Source organism: Bacillus sp. NEAU-Y102, from assembly GCF_054788175.1.
In genome coordinates, this window is record NZ_JBTWFK010000007.1 from 127,065 (window position 1) to 144,430 (window position 17,366).

A 17,366-nucleotide genomic window follows, 5' to 3' on the forward strand; every position below is an offset into this window, starting at 1 on the left:
AATTGGTATGAGTAAATACGAGGGACTGACACTAATTAGTTTTGAAGAGGCAGTGAATCGTTTTAACAATAATGAAGAGGTGTTTCACGTATATGGTGACGGTACAGAAGGTCTATGTGAAAGCCTAGAAGATATGAAAGAACACCATGAGTGTGGAGGAGAATTTGGTCACGAGTAAAAATGAGGGCAGCGGAAACGTTGCTCTTTTTTAGGAGGTATATAGTTTGGTAGTGAAGGATGCGGGGTTTGTAGCGTATAATTTCCATCACCGTGATGCGTTAGATTACGTGGTTAGCGAGCTGAAAAAGAGAGGGTATCGGGTTGAGAATATGTGGGATACGAGTAATGTACCTCTTTTTGATATTTTAGTAGATGGAGAAATCAGGTTACAGGTATTTGGGGCTTCTTCTCTGGGAGGTTCATATGCTTTTTCTATCAAAGCAAGCAGACGTGGGAAGTTCGCAGGGTTGGAGGAAAAGTATAAATTACATTTTGAAAACGGGGATATTCGAAAGCTGTATAGGTTAACTTGTGACATTATGGTGTTTGTAGGAGAATGCAAAGGGGAATGTCAGACATGGTTAGTGGGTTCGCATGTTTTCTCAGATACAGTTAAGTTGATTCGATTCGTGAAGAGTATAAAAGGGAAGTATAAAGAGAACTATGAGGATTGGGATTTAATTGAACGTAGGAAGGTAAGGTAGTGGTTACTGTAACCACTACCTTTTTATTTGATAAGAATGAGGGACATTTCAGCTACATGTGTTGGTAGACTAAGACTATAACGTAATTACGAGGTGATTGTGAGGTGACTGATTTGTTCGTAACTTCTGAAGAACTAAGGTATATGTATGAAGTAAAGAAGATGTCAGACATAGAGATTGCGGTTATTTGTAAAAAGGATAGAACATGGGTAGCAAGGGTAAGGGAGATGTATGGGATTCCTACCAGAACTACAATACATGATATTGCAGTTGAGTACGTAACCAAAGAGTTAGTAAAGATGGGACATTCTGTTAATAATGTTAAGGATACCAATAAATCCAATCATTACGATTTACTAATAGATGATAAAATCAGAGTACAAGTGATGGGGGCGAATTGGTACGACACAGGATTTCGATATATGTTTACAGTAAGTGGTAAGGATAAAACGATTTTAGAAGATGGGGTACGGATGTTGCTACCAAACGGTAGGATTCGGAAACTATACAGTAAAACATGCGATAGTATTGTGTTTGTAGGTGTCAAGGAAGATGAGTTTCATGTGTGGGTTATGCCCTCCAGTGATTTGCGAGATACACAGCAGTCTATTAAGTTACCTATAAGCAGTAAGAGTAGATACAGTAAGTATTATAAAGAATGGTCAAATATAAAAGGATAAATATAGAGGTGGGTGTCTATGGAATTAACAGAGGAGACATTGGTCGATATGTATATACGTAAAGGTATGGCTGCTAGTGAAATTGAGTCATCACTGGGGTTAAAGAGAAATCAGGTATTTCGAAAAATGAAGAAGTTTAACATTGAACCGAGGGTGACTACTCATGATGCTGCGGTAGATTACGTGATGTCCGAATTAAGTGATAGAGGATTTGTCGCAACAAATGTGAGAAGAGAAGACAGTTCTTGTGAGTTCGATATTCTGTTAGATGGGAAAACAAGGATACAGGTACTCAGTGCAAGTAAAATTGACCTGCATGGAGCGTTCAGATTTGCCCTATCTGAGAGTAATAGAACGGGTAAATACCCGCAAAAACAAAATAAGTTGCTTCTCAGGAACGGTAGAATTCGCAAAATATATCGTAAAACTTGCGAATATTTAATAGTTGTCGGGATGGATGCCGGGCAGAAGTATATTTGGGTTATCCCGTCAAATGAGGTTAGTGATACATTGCAGACATTACGCACACCTACATCTGAGGTAAGTAAATACAATAAGTACTACGAAGATTGGAATCGATTACGAGTACATTAATAGAGTACAAAGAAGATGGTGTATAAGGATGCGTAAATTCGTGTCCTTATTTTTTATGGGGTACAGGGGCTGTATATAGGGCTGCAGTAATGTTAGGTGATAGTAATTTATCTTGAGGCGGATTAGATAGCAACAGCGCTTCGGATAGTGGCTTAAAAGGTGGCAATTATTTTATTTATGATAGTAAGGTTTGCAATTTATAAAAATACTAAGGTTTGAGTAAACGAAATAGTGGTGTACTAAGATAGTAACTATAGGAAATATATAGTAATTAAATACAGGTGGATTGGGAGGTAAGCACATGCTATACGGTATAGACGTAGTAAATGCGGTTATTGGAGTTACAAAAATGTTGTCAGTTTCAGCAGTTGCAGTGGCATCGATGGTACTTATTTGTATTTATATTTATGGGGTAACAGAATCAACGTTTATGTTGGTGACAAAGGCAGTGTTACTGCTTATTTCGGGGCTTATTTATGTAGCAATTCCTAATGACATTCTTGAGGTGGTGTTGCGTACAAATTTTGGAAGTCCGACAGTGACGGTTATTGCTTGGGGATTCGTTACTTTGATTGTTGGAATTTTAGGTTTTGGTCTAGTGAGAAGGTACAAAGGGATGATGTGGGTAAAGCCGAATGACACGGATTGTGCTGCAAATAATTGAAATAAGAAAAAGTTGGAAATTAAACTATAAGACTGTAGAACTTATGGATTTGCCATCCTAATTTCTTATGAGTTATCACCTTTTGGATTATGCGAGAAAAGACACTTTGTAAGAGGGGTGTCTTTTTCTTATGTATTGTTGAATATTTAATTATACTGTATTATAGATAAGGACATGATTTATACCTAAACTCTACTACCTAGAGTCGTTTCGTTTGTAAGTTCCGATTGAGGTGTGCAAGCGAGATGAATAAAGTTACTTGGATATATTCTGAGTAACTTTTTCTTTGTTTTGATAACGATGGGGCAGTGGGAAGAGGCTAGATACTGTATAGTTATAGTTGTAAGGCAAACAAAAAGCACTTACAGGCGATACTTTCACTTTTGTAAAAGTACTTGTCGGTCTTAATTTCTTTATGATTCAAATAATCAAGACATACCAACTTGACAGTTTGAATGATATTCCCTAATTCCCCTTTTGGAAGAGGTACTCGTTGTAGTACCTCTTTTGTGTGGTTAAGGGTATAATAAGACCCAGTTTGGGTTAAAGGAGAGGTAAGTATGGATGCAAGTGAAGCAATAAAAGCAGCTATTCAATACGCTGAGGGTAAAATCAAAACAGATAACAGTTTCTACGAGAATGGGTATCGTGAGGGGCTGCGTATGATTCAAACAGAAGCGGACGCGGTGACAGAAACGTACGATGTGCTACCGCAAATTATTGTAGAGTGTCGTGACGCATTTGATGCGTGGGATGATGCAAAAGAGGCTAAGGAAGATGAAAATGATGTGAATTACCTGCAAGGAAAGTTCGAGGCAGTTCAGTCATTTTTAAATAAATTTAACTACTGGTTAAAGGGTCAAGATTTCGATACCGTCGTAAAACATAGCATGAACGAGTACATTCATTTGATTCCGGATGCTACAAAAGAATTAGATGTGAGGGAGAGATTTCTGCAGGCTCTTACAATGTATAAGTTAGATATGTATGATGTAGGTGAAGATGGGAAGGTAGTCGCAGTACGTGTAAAGACAGAGGGAAAAGAGCAAGAAGTACTAACCGCGGATGAGTTCCAATGTAGGTTTAAGTTTGACCACTTAGAAGAAGATTTTCCTGAGGATTGCAAGGCGTAGAATGCTTTGATTTCTAAGGTTCACTGTGGTACACTGAATGAAATAGCGAAGGTGGATTCGCTTCATTTCTCATAGTAAATAACATCAAAATTCTTCGAGGTAGAAAAGGTTCTCTACACGCTTACGAAAGTAAGTTACCAGAGATGTGGGATACGTCGCCCCACCGAAGAAGGAAGGAAGTTCTCTATAGCCGTAGGGAACTTCTTTTTTGTTTTTAGTTGTACTTAATGTAAGGAACTGGTAAAATACCTGTAGGGACTGCAAATTCCCAAAAAAACTCCTTAATTCTTCAAAATATATTAATATAAAAGTCTTTGTTGTAGGACTTTTGGAAAGCTCTCCACGGAAATGGAGAGCTTTTGTTTTTTGATAACAATTAAACAGACTTTATTTAAATATAGTGGTATAGTTATATTGTGAAGGCGGAAACCTTCATGTTGTCTTTATAATCTAATATAGATTGTGTTTGTCATAGAACATGGTCGGTATTAGGTTCTTGTATTTCCTACGACATAAGATGTATGTATTTGGTCACCTAAATTTAGGTGACCTCTTTTTTTGATAACAACATGGCAGGAAATATACATAAAGGATTATATAATGAAGGTAAGTTGTATATTTGATTTGTGGGGTTCGCATCTCAGCAATGCGCATAAATAACAAAGTAGCTAACCACTAACCAAATTAAATGAAATGCGAACCCTACAATGTGAAAGTAACCGAGTGTGGGATATTTACCAACTATAATTGAACGTACAATGGTTATTAATACAACTACAAACTGGTCGAGGGTCACACCTCCTTCGTTGTGTAACTTCATTCAGCACAATGAAAAAGAAAGGCATCTTCTCCGAGGTGCTTTTTCTTTTGGAAACATATAAGGATAGTGAAAGTTTAAATAAGAATAGAACTGTATGGCGGTAATGCAAAACTCATGTGTTGCTCCAACGTAAAGGGTGATGGCTTATGTCAGCATCCTTTTTTCGTTCAGATAGATAAATATAAGGGAAAACAAGAAAAACAGGTAATACGAAGTAGGAAGGTGTAGCAGATGAAAGGGTTATTTAAGAAACGATTAAAGGCTTCTGAGGAGTTGGAGGCTTCTGATATCGTCAAAAGAGGTGCGAAACTCTTAGGGGCGATGGATTTATATATGAGGTTATTGGTGGATAAGATTACGCACGGCGGGATGGATGTACCGCCCCGAGTATTGAGTGATGGGGAGTTTTACTACTCTACAAACCGAATCTTCACAAGGAACGGAGTAAAGAAGATGTTCTTTGTTCGTGACCTCCCTGATGAGATAAGCCGGGGGTTTGTAACCGACTTACGTGAAGCGGTTGCGAAGGAAGTATATAACCACAATACAACCAATGGGACGGATTTCAACGTTTCGGTTACCTTGTTAATTGACGGGGTCTTTTACCCACTTGATTTTAGTAACAAGAGAACGCAGGCACGTTGGAACAACTTTGTTAGGCAGCATGCAAGAGTTTCAAAAGAGGCAAAGAATAGAACATTAAAAGATGAGTTAAATACAGATAAATATGGTGCTGCGGTTGTACGTAAGGTTAAATCATTCCTATATTTGAAAGAGGCAAAAGATGAGCAGAACGCTGCGTTTTTCAAAACAAAAATTATCTTTGAATTAGTAGCAGATAATGATGAAATTTTAGAGGTAGCTGAGAGAACATTCCGAGCGTTCACATATCGATATCGAATTCAACATAAAGAGGTATTCATTCAGACAAACGAATATCAAAAAGCATATTCACCTGCGGGAAGACCTGCGAAGTCATTACTACGCCAGATGAACGAGGGCGATGTGTATGCGGACGATACAATTACATCTCTTACAGTCACTACACATGGTAAGGTCGGGGACGATATTGGTGTGTATCACGGAATTGATATACAGTCCCGGGATGTTGTGGCATTTGATATGTACGGCGGGACAGATGCGAAGAACGTTTTACTAACAGCAGGTACTGGTGAGGGTAAATCTAACTATTCGAAGATGTTAGATACGTTTTATATGATAGACCCATTGTTTTCAACAGTTGTATTTGATTATGAGGGGACTGAGTATAAAGGTTTAGCTTACATCGGTGATGCGAAGATAATCGGGATGGGTTCAGCTGAGGGGCGATATGTAAATACAATGGTTATTGGAGACCTTACGGGCGACGAGGAACTGGATGCCGAATTGAAAATCAATGCAATTGAGTCGACAGAGCGAGTATTCAATTTACTGGTAGATGAAAACTACGGAATGGAGCCAGAGCAGCTTGCTATTTTCAGTGATGCGTTAGGTGAGGTGTATGCGGATGCAGAGGTTACAGAAGAAAGAGACTCTTGGAAAAACTCTAAGGGGTTAACGTACTTCCATATCTACTCTAAGATTGTAGAAATGACAACAGGTAAACATGCTAAGAAGTATATCGAGGTACATACGGCAGAAAGGTTAAAGAATTTCAGAGCAATCTTACGTCCGTATTTTGAAGAAGGAGGTTCTCGTAAACACTGGTTCTCAAAACCGATTGATATTCCGGAGATTATGGAGAGTCGGCATATTGTATTTAACTTTGCAATGGGAGCAACGGATGAGTCGTCAGTAGACGGGAAAGCATTGGCGTTACGTCAGATGTTCGCAAGTCATTTAACATTAATGAAAGCAGCGCAAAACAGAGTACAGGGGATTAAAACAGTTACGTTTATTGAGGAGATGCAACGTTACCTAAAACAGAGATACTCTGGGGATATTGTAGCCAACTTTGCATCTGCAGGACGTAAGTTAGGTTTAATCAACTACTTCATTACAAACGCACCTTCTTCGATGTTAATCAGTGCGGAGTCTGGGGCAACACCTTTAGATAAAAATATCGGAACAATTATGTCTAACATTACAATGATTATTATTGGGGCGCTATATAGAAGTGATATGGAGGCGTTAGCAGAATACTTCTCACTTCATGACTCCTTAGGGTACTTAAATGAGTTAGCAGATGTAAAAGAGAATAACAGTGAGGATGCGACACTTAAACATTGCTTCTATGTAAAATACAGAGGGCAGGCAGCTATTGTGAAAATGATGTCACATCCACAGTTGGAAGATTTACCTCTATATAAGACAGTAAACAACACATACAATCCAAACTTACGAACAAGCGAGTTTACGAACGGTGCTGATGTGCAGAATAAGGTAACTTCTGCGTTCATTCAAGATGGTGAGTGGGATAAAATGAATGTAAGTTTCGAAGATAGGGTTAAAGGCAGTCAGGTATTTAAGAAATGGGAGCGTACAAAGGTACATAAATAGTACGTAAGATAGATAAAAAGGAAGAGAGAAGGAGAAAAACCTTCTCTTTTTTATTGTTTTGATAAGCAGTAGGAACTGATGAGTTAGGGTTTATGTTAAGCTAAAGGTACAAATTTATTTTGTGGGTATGTGTGACTTAGTGTCGATTTAATGTAGACTTAATGTTGACTATGAAAAGTACATATTACTTCCTATCCGGGGGTAGATATGGTATACTTCATAGTGGTGTGACTTAGTGTCGATTTAATGTAGACTCAATGTCGACTACTCGAAAATTAAATAAGGTAATAGAGGCGAGGGATTCGTATGAAAATTAATAGAATGAACGGAGATTTTGGTAACTCTACAGGAAATTTCTTGTTAAATGGTTACTACTTCGAGATTCCAACTAACGTAGTAGAGATTGAAAAAGAGGAAGCAGAAGGATACTTCATTAGTGATGTAAACGATGCAGCTGATTTATTAGAACGTCTTCTGGTTTGTACAGATATTGACGGAGAAGAACGCTATTTCATGGTAGGTAAGTTGGCTGAGGGTAGCGAATATTCGAATCAGCACGTAGGAGAAATGCATGATAAAATCACAACTCCAGTACCTTATGCGATGTTTTTAGCTGCAGTTGCGTATAACTACAGAGTGAAGGCAGAAGAGCCGAAAGACGTTGATACAGTAGAGATTGATAAGATGAAAATGATGCTTCCAATCTGGTTATTGACTCGTGAAACGAAGTTCAGTATTGCGTTAGAGAAGATGGCTGCTAGATTCTCTGGTGAACATAAAGTGAAGCTTATTACAAAAGGTATGGAAACAGAGCTTACAATTGTGGTAAACAAGTCAGATTGCCGCATCGAGGGTGAGGTTGCCCGCCTAGCATTAAAATACAAAATGGTTAACGATGATGAGGGTAAAACGTCTATCGTACCACGCCCAGAAGCGGCTAATTTCAAGGATTATGAGACGGTTCTAGTAGATATTGGTGGCGGTTCTACAGATGCTGTATTACTAGCTAAAAACTTAGCAGCACCTATCTCTCGTGATTCGTATCAGGTTATCTCAGTTAAGCCGTTTTTAGGTGAGTTAGATAAGCTGCGCAACGATAAATTAATGGGTTATTTCAGCGATTTACGTACATTAGAGCGTTTTGTAGTTGATAACCATACAAAACAAAAATATGTGCTAGAAAACCCAAATACGGGCGTACGTGTGGACTTGACGGAGCAAATTACGTCTATGTTACGTAACTATGCTAAGATTTTAGTTAGACGTGTACTTAATACTTTCGCTAAGATGGCTTCTACAACGCTCAAATTCGTTTATTTCGGCGGAGAAGCTCCTATCCTAGAGGTATATATCAAAGAGGCTTTAGAAGCCGGGACAAGCGCAGAAATCGCCGCTAAAAACCATTACTTCTTACGCGACCTATTGGTTATTGGAGATAACGAGGTATTTACGCCAGTTTCTCGTACAATCAATATTGCGGCGCTTGAACTATTAAGTGCTACTGAAAAAGCGTAATAGATAGGGAGATGCTCCTATGAGTGGTAAAGAGCGTATGAAACGATTTACGTTAACGGGTAAAAATATGCCCGAGTGGGTGTACGATAAATTGGAAGAAAAAAGCGAGAGAAAAGAGGCTACTGCATACATAGTAGGCTTGATGGAAAAGGAAGCTATGTTCAATAGAATCATTGAGCAAATGGGCAACCTATCGCTATTGAATGGAATTAATGAAAAGCTAGATGCAATTCTTGGGGGAAACATCGAGGTGTCTGCCCCAACAGTTACATTTACGAAAAAAGAGGAAGTAAAAGTCGAGCCAGAAGAAGAAAGATTGCCTGAGGCAGTACCTGAAGGTGATATTCATATCTCTGAGGAAGTTGAGAGTGTGGGTATTGACGGGGATGATTTTGGAGGCGGACCCGACTTCTAGGAAAAAGAGCCATTTGCTTATGCAGGTGGCTCTTTTTTATGTAGATTGTAGGGACTTAAGTGAAAGTGACAAAAGCAAATGTAAGGGATTTAAGCAGTTAGGAGGGTAGTTACATGCGGTTACTGTTTGACTTAGTTATGTTTTTCTACATGCTTGTACTGGCGTATGCGCTTGGTAGGCGTAGGTCTGACGGTACAAAAGTAATCCCTGTTGAGGTCACATCCTATGCAATGGTAGTGTTATTGGCAATTTTTATTTTAATTAATCTACCAAGCTTAATCGGGTTGGCAGGGACATATGGGAAGTAAAAAAGGAGGTGTTGTGAGTGATTAATTTTTCCGACCGGCATCTCTACGAGGTGGAACAAGGGAAGTACAATCAGTTTTTAAAGAAAAAACTAGAGACAAAAACGGAATATAATCAGAACTCACAGTATTCAGAAGGCGATGAGGATGAGCCGGGATTCATGATGGAAGATGTCATCGGTGGAGAAGGGTTCAGCTTCGGGGGTGATGAGGATGATGGTTGGGGTGTTGGTGGTGACGGCTTAGGCGGTGGTTGGTCTGGGTCAGAACCGGGAGATAAGAGTGGAGTAGCTACGGCAAACGATTGGAGGAAAGAGAATTTCGTCAAAACGTGGTTAATGTCACCTATCTACCTGGTTAACTACGTATTTACAGACATCATAAAGGATTGTCCGAAGAAAGAAGAGTGGGAGCATATCCTTACAGCATTGAATAAAATCAATGTAGGTTCTGCTGCTGTTGCGGTGTTTGTTATGCTTCTTGGGTTAAATTCACCGTTTACACCTTCTGTACAGCTCTTTGTAGCTGTTATTTCATTTCTAGCAACCTCTTACGCATTAAAGGCGCTCTATAACAAGGGAATCTTTGCGAAAGATGGAGAAAACGCTGAAAGTGAGGAAAGCAATTTAGAGGAAGATGGTGAAGAAGATAGCGGTGAGTTTGATTTTGAGGCATTAAACTTCAGCGGTGAGGGAGTTGCCTTAGATGATGAGTTTGGTGCTGTTTTGGCTGATGAATATGAAGAGGAAGAAGAGGATGACCTAAACGAGGGTAAATACTCGATTGGGGCTTCTCCTATCAGTATTCAAAGTGACCAAGAGTTCTACGATAGCTTACTGGATGTATTCGCTGAGGGTAATAAACATAGGGGTCGAGTTATCAATGAACGTATAGCGTTACTGCGCTCATTCGCTCCGTATATTATTACGAACGATAGAAACTTCGGTAAATACAAAAGACCGAAAGAGCGCGGGGTTGAGTACAACAATATCGCTTATGCAATCTTTAAAGGGTTAGTGGCTGTAGATAGTAAGTTCGAGAAAGATGAGAATAAACTTACGGTTCTAGATATTAAACATAGTCCACTGCTGTATAAGGTTGAGGTTGTACTTCCTTCTTACTTTAAAGCAGACATGATTCAGCGTAAAATCGATGCGTTTGAAGATATGCTAAAAGCATCTACGGACGATAAGGAAGTATCGGTACTAGTTAGCTTCTATCAAGGTAGATTTGTATTCAAATTTATCAGATTTGATAGTAGAACGCTTGTATCTCTAGGTGACATTCTTCGTTTCCAAGGTGATGCGAGTCAAAGTGGTACAGCGCTTGAGCAGTTTGCTGATGAGAATAAAGGACTTCCTATCCTATTAGGGTTGCAGGATAACGAGTCGCCTTATGTGATTGACTTTGAAAACAATACCTCCGGTACGATAGTTGGGGGTTCTGGCTCTGGTAAGTCGTGGCTGACATTCTCTCTTATGTGGAATTTTGTATTAGCAAATTCTTACGATAGTGTGCAGTTCATCGTTATGGATGCGAAACGTGCGCCGTTTTGGGAGTCGTTTGCTAGGATGCCACACGTATTGGGGTATCACTACGATATAAGTACGTTCTTAGAGATACTGCTTGAGGTAGAAGAGGAACGTAAACGACGACAAGAGCTTATGACGCAGTATGGAGCAGAGGATTTAAAAGGGTTGCGTAAAGCGCTACGTAAAAAGGGCGATTATGAGACTATGAAGAAGTTCCCGCTACTGATTGTTATTATGGATGAGATTACGGCTACCATGCTTGAGTACGAAGAGCGTGATGACGATAAAGAAATGTACATGTCTGTACGTAACATTATGGGTACGATTACGGCAAAAGGGCGTTCTGCAGGGGTAAGGATTCTTACTATCGGGCAACGTTCAATTGATAAATCAGTACCTAAAACGGTAATGGCTAACAGTTCGTTTAAGTTTGGTATGCGTATGGATGCAATGTCCGACTTCACGACAATGTTTGGAGAGGAAATTAAGAAAATCAAAAAACCGAATATGATGGGTATGGGGTTAGCTTCTACCTTTGATTATTCCGGGTTCTTTATGTTAAAGACTCTTACTCTAGGGGGAACAAACAACGAGCAAATGCTAGCACTTATTCGTGTTGTAGCACTTGATTGGTTAAGAAGGGCTGCAGGTAATAGTGACCTTACAGTTCCGCCGGAAGGGATGAATTTCCCTAAAGCCTTTAATCGTAACGAATATGTAGCGAAATCACTACAGGAGTTACGTGAGGGTAAGATTTTAAACGCTATGACGGTAAGTAGAGGGTATGCTTTAGACCTTGAGGATGAGGATGCTGCTTCTAAGCTAGCGCCAGTCGGAATGGGTGTGAATTTAGGTAAGGATGCTATAGATGTTCCGTTATACGATAACGCCCCTACTGGTTATGAAAGTAAGGTTTCATTAGAGAAAGACGAAATATCAATTTTCAACAAAGCTGAGGATATTCAGTCCTTTGATAGTGTGGAAGATGAGTCAGATGAAAGAGGTATCGGGGTTATAGATAGTGACGCATCGTTTGGGGGTTCTCTTGACGGTTTCCCGTCCTTTGATGAAATACTAGAAAATACAAATGATGTTCAGAAAGACGAAGAAACAAATTTTAAAGAAACACAATATTTCACTGAAGAAGATAGCGAACACGGTACATCGAGCCTTAATAATGAGCCGAATGGTTTAGGTAATGGTTTGGTTGATAATGAGGATGATTTGGATATTGATAATTTCAAATTTCCGTCATTTGAAGATATAACCGAAGAGGTTGAGGGCGTAACTGCAGGTAACGAGGAGCAGGATTTATTATCTGCTTTTGGGGGTCAAAATTATGAAGAGGATGAGGTAGGTCATTCTTCCCATAATCCACCTGAGCAGGTTAGTGGATTTGAGGCTAAGGATAGCGTAGAGGATTTTCCAAGTTTTATGGATATATTGGTACATTCTGATACGGATAACGGTCTTGATTCTGAAACGACTGAAAGCAAATTATCTGAAATACCAGAACCGATAGATGTGTTTGGGGACGATAGTGAGGATGAGGGTTTCACATTAGACGATACAGTGATAGAGGCAGTAGCTGATGATTTCTCTTTAGTAGATGCAGAATTGAGTGAAAGACACAGTGAAACTGATACTGAAACAGTAGGTGAAGAACTGGTATATAGGTCTGAAAGTGCCGAAAAAGGGGGTAAAATCAACCTCCCCGCAGAAAAAGTAGATATAGTAGATAAATTTCACTCGTCGAGTGAAGTTTTAGGTTTTTCGGTAGAAGAAGATGCAGACCGGAGCAATTTGGAAGATGTGTTAAATCCGTTAGAGGATATCGACGAGATTGGTCGTAGGGAAAAAGAGCTGCAGGAGGATAAAGGATTGGGGGCAAGTAACCCAAACCATCTTAAACAACCTACTGTAAACTTAAGTGATATCTTAGGGGTTGGCGGAAAGGTGCAGGAGCAAAAAACGGGAAAAGAACAAAATAAACCACATAAAGAGGTTGTTGTTCAAAGTCCTGTTCCTGAGTTTGAGGTTAAATTAGAACCGAAGCAAACGCAAAAACCTGTAGTAAGTCCAGAGCCAAAACTAGAGGTAGACTCGGGGGTAAAACCAAAAGTGATAGAGGTTTCTGCTCCAAAGAAAGAACCTGCTCCAGTCGGTGCGGTAAAAGTTGCCTATGATTCTCCGACAATCACTAGAAATGAAGAACCGCAAGAAACGGTAGAACAGTATATTTTTAATAATGGTACAAAAATCGATATGTTCTCTTATTGCATAGCCAAAGATGATTTACACGCTGTGTATCCGAAAAAGAAAATAGATAAGGCGCTAAACATGACCTTAATTTTTGATGACGGCGATGTGTATGTAGCGGAGAAGTAAAACCAAAAGGAGGGGGAGACCCTTCCTTTTTTGTGTTTATAGGAAAGCGGTAAATACAAAATATAGAAATATAGAATAAATAAAACCTTAGAATCCTACATATGTTACATGAAAGATTTTTGGTTTACTAGAAAGTAAGAAATACAAAATATAAGAAATAGGAATATAAGGTGACTTGTAGGTTGTATTTACGGTGTTAAATCTTAAAAAGGTAGATAGTGCAAAATACAAAATATAAGAAATATAAGGTACATTTACGCCAGTTACTTGAGGTAACTCTGATAGATTGTCCCGAGACTGGAAAGTACAATATACAAAATACGAAGAAAATGATTGTGTCACATACGGCATCGGTTTGGTGGTAAACCTTTGGGTGTAAGGTTGTGGTTTTGTACGTAGCAATAGGTAATGGGTCGTGTTCGAAAGTAGATGTAATAAGTGTTGCGCATGGTGTGGAACTTTGTAGGTATCTGTGAGAGGGTGTGTTTGTGCTTTATGTAGGAGGGTTGTCTGGGGACGGTATTTTCTATGTAAAATAGTTTGGGTGGCTTCTATAAAGGTTGTGGAGTGTCTGGTGTGTAATAAATAAAGATGAGGTATACAAGGTAGGAGTATGAAGATAGATAAAGGAAGATGGGTACAAAACAGAGGTATGAAATAAGGGAAAGTATTTTTAAGAAAGCGATGATACTGTGAGTGACGAAAATGAAATGTAAGGAATTGATAAAAAGGAAGGTGCGAAATAGCGGGATGGACAGGGGAGACAGGCTTGAAAATAAAAGGGTAAGTATTTGTGAAAAATGATAAGGGATTCACATATGAAAAGTTTATACCTGTTACAATAAAGGTATATATTATGCATATGTGAGGAGGCGTGACCATTTGTTATTTCAGAGCAGGGTGGCACAATTCCAAGAGAATGACTTTGAAGAAATGCTGTTTGAGGAGAGTCCCGATTTCTACATGAGTGGAGGGCTTTCTAAAAAACAAACAGAGATGCTCGATTTTCTGAAGGTCGTGCCGTTTAAGAAGATTGAAAAGACGGCGGATATTTTAGTGAGGTCGGCACGGGAGTTCAATCGGGATTGTGTAGAGATTTACTTGCGTGAGGCGCAGGTATCTCCAGTGTTAATGAGTTATGTGAACCCGAGGTTTTTTATTGGAGATAAACCGGGTTTAGGTAAAACAGTTATGTCGGCAGCGAGTTATGCGTACTACAAATATATGCAGAAAAGAAAAGGGTTGAAGCCTAAGAAGGTTCTAGTTGTGACGGATTCGAGTCACGTTATGGGTTTTGCGAATGAGTGGAATAGTTACGGTATTAGAATCGTACCACTTACAAAATCTAGTACGGGGATTGCACGTGCGCTGCGAAAACATGATATGGATGAGCAGGATGGAGTAATTACAAACTGGGACGGGTTAAAGACGAATGGATTTTTAGAGTACTACTTGGAGCATGCGAATGAGTATGAGTTTGCTATATTCGATGAGACTTCAAAACTACTAAACCCAAAGTCTATGTTATATAAAACAGTAAATAACATTGTAAACAAATTCGAGGGTGGAATTGAAAGAGTTATCTTTTTAAACGGTTCAAGTTTCGAAAAGAACATTTTCGATTTCTACTACCAGTTCAATGTACTAAAACCAAAGTTGATACCGAATAAGGATTTTCTTGAGACAAGGTATGTAGTTCGTGGGGGTCGAGAGGTTTACATGCGAGACCTATCTAAATTTGACCCGTTTCAGCAGCATGTGGTCAAACGTAAAGTCGGCGAGATTGTGGACTATAAGAATCAGGCTGAATTAAGGGATAGGTTAAAGTATTACTACATAGCACGTTCTAAACGAGATTATTCGAAAGACTTACCGGAGCATAACTACGTCTTGCACGGAGTAGAACTTACGGCAAAACAGAAAAAGCAGATAAGTGAGTCAGCAAATGTGTCTCTTATTAACAGTCCGAAGACTTCTGACCCGGATGCGGAATTTTCGCAGAAGACTTCTCCTAAATTGAAGGCAGTTATTGAGTTTGCACAGACGGTGGAGGATGATAGACCACTTGTGTATGTCTACAATAAAGAGTCTCAAAAAACAATGAAGGAAGAGTTAGAGGCGTTAGGTTACAAAGTAGGAATACTGAATGGTGATATTTCTGTTGAGGATAAGACAGAGACGCTTAGGTTATTCAATAGTGGACAGTTAGATATGTTAGTATTCAATGTCGAGAAGGCAGTTAACATACCGACTTCCGATAGAATACTTTTCTATGATATACCAACGATGCCACAACGTACGAATCAAATTAAAGGTCGTATTGATAGGAACAACTATGAGAAGAAGAAATTTTATGATTTCTTCTGTTATATGGATTCGCCTGAGATGGTCAATATTGTACGTCTTGCACATTTCCGTGAACATCATGGGAATGAGTTTACAGGTCAGAAAGAGGATGTATATGGTGCGTTAGTAAAGCAACTACGGAACATGTACAAAGAGGAATTAATGGATGGGATTGCTGAGAAGTTCGAGTGGATGGAAGCCAATAACAGAACGTTTGAGGATATTGAACGTGAGGTTAGACAGCTACTTGGTATGGATTAGCAAAACATACTGAAAGTGTAAAAATACACAGAAACGAATTTAATCAAAAAAGGGGAGAAACATATGAATACGAATTGGGTACAAATTTTAAATGGTGTAAAGAACAGTGTGGGCGCAGCAACATTCGCTGAGGACTGGGCGGAGGATATGGTAGAGACAGGAATGGATAACGTAGATAAGGACATAGCATTAGTGTTAGATGCAGAAAGTGAAGTGTCATTACAGCTGCTTGAGAGTGGAGAGCATGCTAACACGGATACAGCAGTTGAGATTGCGCGTATTCCTGCTTTTGGGGCGTTAAATAAACATGGTGAGCAAAAGCTTTCTACAGGTGCAGTTGGTAGTTTTGTGAAAGATGATGTTTGGTTACAGTTTGTAAATGAATATCTTATCGAGGTTAAAGGTCTGGCGGTAAATGGTGAGGATGCTAAAGTGTCTCGAGAGCAGGTAAAAGGTCTTGCAGTTACATGGGAAGACTTTAAGGATTGGGACATGACTGCATATGGACAAGCAGTTGATGGGTTTATCGAAAGTTACTTAGCTCGTGTACGTGAGCATCTGGTGGGTAAAATTAATGACTTTTCATAAAGGAGGGAGCTTTCGAGCTTCCTTTCTTTCTATCAAAAAGAGAGGTGTAGGTTGTTATGGGTAAGATTTACAGGGGAGTGGATATGGTACGTGAGCTTAATTTAGATTACAGCTCATTCATCTATATCATTAAGCTTCTTGAGAAGGAAGGAAAAAAGAAGAGGGTAAACGCTGCGGGAAATCGTATTTTTTCAGATGAGGATAAAGAGTTGGTTATGGAAACAAGACGATTGTTTGAGGATGGAAGTTTCACGTTAGTGGAAGCTGCTCAGTTTGTCATGAATCCTCATGACGAGAGACTTCGTGAGGATTTACAGATGCAAGCGGATATACGTGCTGAAGACAGACGTGTGAAACTTTCCCTGAGGAAACAAGATGGGGAATCCTATGAGTTACATGAGGCAGCAGATATAGTAGGGTTTGGTGCAACAATATTTTTGAAATATATCAGCCTGTTAGTTAAAGAGGGTAGGGTTTATGAAACCAATAAGGTAGGGGTAAGGCGTTACTATAATGAAGATATAGACCTTGTACTAAAGATGAGGAGTTTGAAAGATAGCAGGTACTCATTACAGAACGCTGCTAAAAAAGTTTTACATAAAGATATAGAATACATAGGGTATACAAAGACGCATCCATATAAAGTAAAGGATGTTGTAGAAATGTTAGATGTGGTGGTAAGCAGAAGTAAAATGAGTCACTGTATCCGGTTATTGGAGGAGAGTGGTTACCCGATTAGGAGACTAAGGACACATCGGGTCTTTTCCGAACAAGATGTATCGGTGTTTCGGGAGGTTCTTGAACGTGGGGAAGATTCTGGAGTTCCATTACGAAGATGTGTAGAGGGTATCACGAAAAAGTATGTAGGTTGACGTATCTGAGAAGATAAGTAATGTAGGTATATCCGTATCTTTGCGGTTCG

Annotated in this window: 14 protein-coding genes; all 14 read left to right on the forward strand. The window is 39.3% G+C overall.

Features of this window, described 5'->3' with window-relative positions; all coding sequences use genetic code 11:
* Positions 1 to 7 precede the first annotated feature (7 nt).
* On the forward strand, positions 8 to 178 hold the full coding sequence (locus ACYFX0_RS18865) for a hypothetical protein (RefSeq protein WP_460271325.1): 171 nt from the start codon (positions 8 to 10) through the stop codon (positions 176 to 178).
* A gap of 46 nt (positions 179 to 224) precedes the next feature.
* Positions 225 to 704 carry a hypothetical protein gene (locus tag ACYFX0_RS18870; protein ID WP_460271326.1) on the forward strand — a complete coding sequence of 160 codons (480 nt, stop codon included), beginning with the start codon at positions 225 to 227 and terminating at the stop codon, positions 702 to 704.
* 104 nt (positions 705 to 808) lie between these two features.
* Entirely contained in the window at positions 809 to 1,384 is a 576-nt protein-coding gene (locus ACYFX0_RS18875) for a hypothetical protein (protein ID WP_460271328.1), read from the forward strand.
* A gap of 18 nt (positions 1,385 to 1,402) precedes the next feature.
* Positions 1,403 to 1,978, forward strand: a complete 576-nt coding sequence (locus ACYFX0_RS18880) for a hypothetical protein (RefSeq protein ID WP_460271330.1) — start codon at positions 1,403 to 1,405, stop codon at positions 1,976 to 1,978.
* A gap of 301 nt (positions 1,979 to 2,279) precedes the next feature.
* A complete protein-coding gene (locus ACYFX0_RS18885) occupies positions 2,280 to 2,642 on the forward strand; it encodes a hypothetical protein (protein ID WP_460271331.1) in 363 nt (120 codons plus the stop codon).
* 560 nt (positions 2,643 to 3,202) lie between these two features.
* A complete protein-coding gene (locus tag ACYFX0_RS18890) occupies positions 3,203 to 3,775 on the forward strand; it encodes a hypothetical protein (protein WP_460271332.1) in 573 nt (190 codons plus the stop codon).
* 1,051 nt (positions 3,776 to 4,826) lie between these two features.
* Complete coding sequence (locus tag ACYFX0_RS18895) at positions 4,827 to 7,094, forward strand: helicase HerA domain-containing protein (protein WP_460271334.1); 2,268 nt, start codon at positions 4,827 to 4,829, stop codon at positions 7,092 to 7,094.
* Positions 7,095 to 7,400: 306 nt separating this feature from the next.
* A complete protein-coding gene (locus ACYFX0_RS18900; RefSeq protein ID WP_460271336.1) occupies positions 7,401 to 8,609 on the forward strand; it encodes an Alp7A family actin-like protein in 1,209 nt (402 codons plus the stop codon).
* Positions 8,610 to 8,628: 19 nt separating this feature from the next.
* Positions 8,629 to 9,024 (forward strand): hypothetical protein, encoded by a 396-nt coding sequence (locus ACYFX0_RS18905; protein WP_460271338.1) that lies wholly within the window; start codon positions 8,629 to 8,631, stop codon positions 9,022 to 9,024.
* Between the two features lie 113 nt (positions 9,025 to 9,137).
* Complete coding sequence (locus ACYFX0_RS18910) at positions 9,138 to 9,332, forward strand: hypothetical protein (RefSeq protein WP_221660334.1); 195 nt, start codon at positions 9,138 to 9,140, stop codon at positions 9,330 to 9,332.
* Positions 9,333 to 9,349: 17 nt separating this feature from the next.
* Entirely contained in the window at positions 9,350 to 13,249 is a 3,900-nt protein-coding gene (locus ACYFX0_RS18915; protein ID WP_460271340.1) for an FtsK/SpoIIIE domain-containing protein, read from the forward strand.
* An 882-nt stretch (positions 13,250 to 14,131) separates the two neighbouring features.
* Positions 14,132 to 15,856, forward strand: a complete 1,725-nt coding sequence (locus tag ACYFX0_RS18920; protein WP_221660337.1) for an SNF2-related protein — start codon at positions 14,132 to 14,134, stop codon at positions 15,854 to 15,856.
* A gap of 63 nt (positions 15,857 to 15,919) precedes the next feature.
* The gene (locus ACYFX0_RS18925) at positions 15,920 to 16,444 is read left to right on the forward strand and encodes a hypothetical protein (RefSeq protein ID WP_460271342.1); all 525 of its coding nucleotides are present in this window, start codon (positions 15,920 to 15,922) and stop codon (positions 16,442 to 16,444) included.
* Positions 16,445 to 16,500: 56 nt separating this feature from the next.
* Positions 16,501 to 17,316 (forward strand): hypothetical protein, encoded by an 816-nt coding sequence (locus ACYFX0_RS18930; RefSeq protein ID WP_460271343.1) that lies wholly within the window; start codon positions 16,501 to 16,503, stop codon positions 17,314 to 17,316.
* Positions 17,317 to 17,366: the final 50 nt, after the last annotated feature.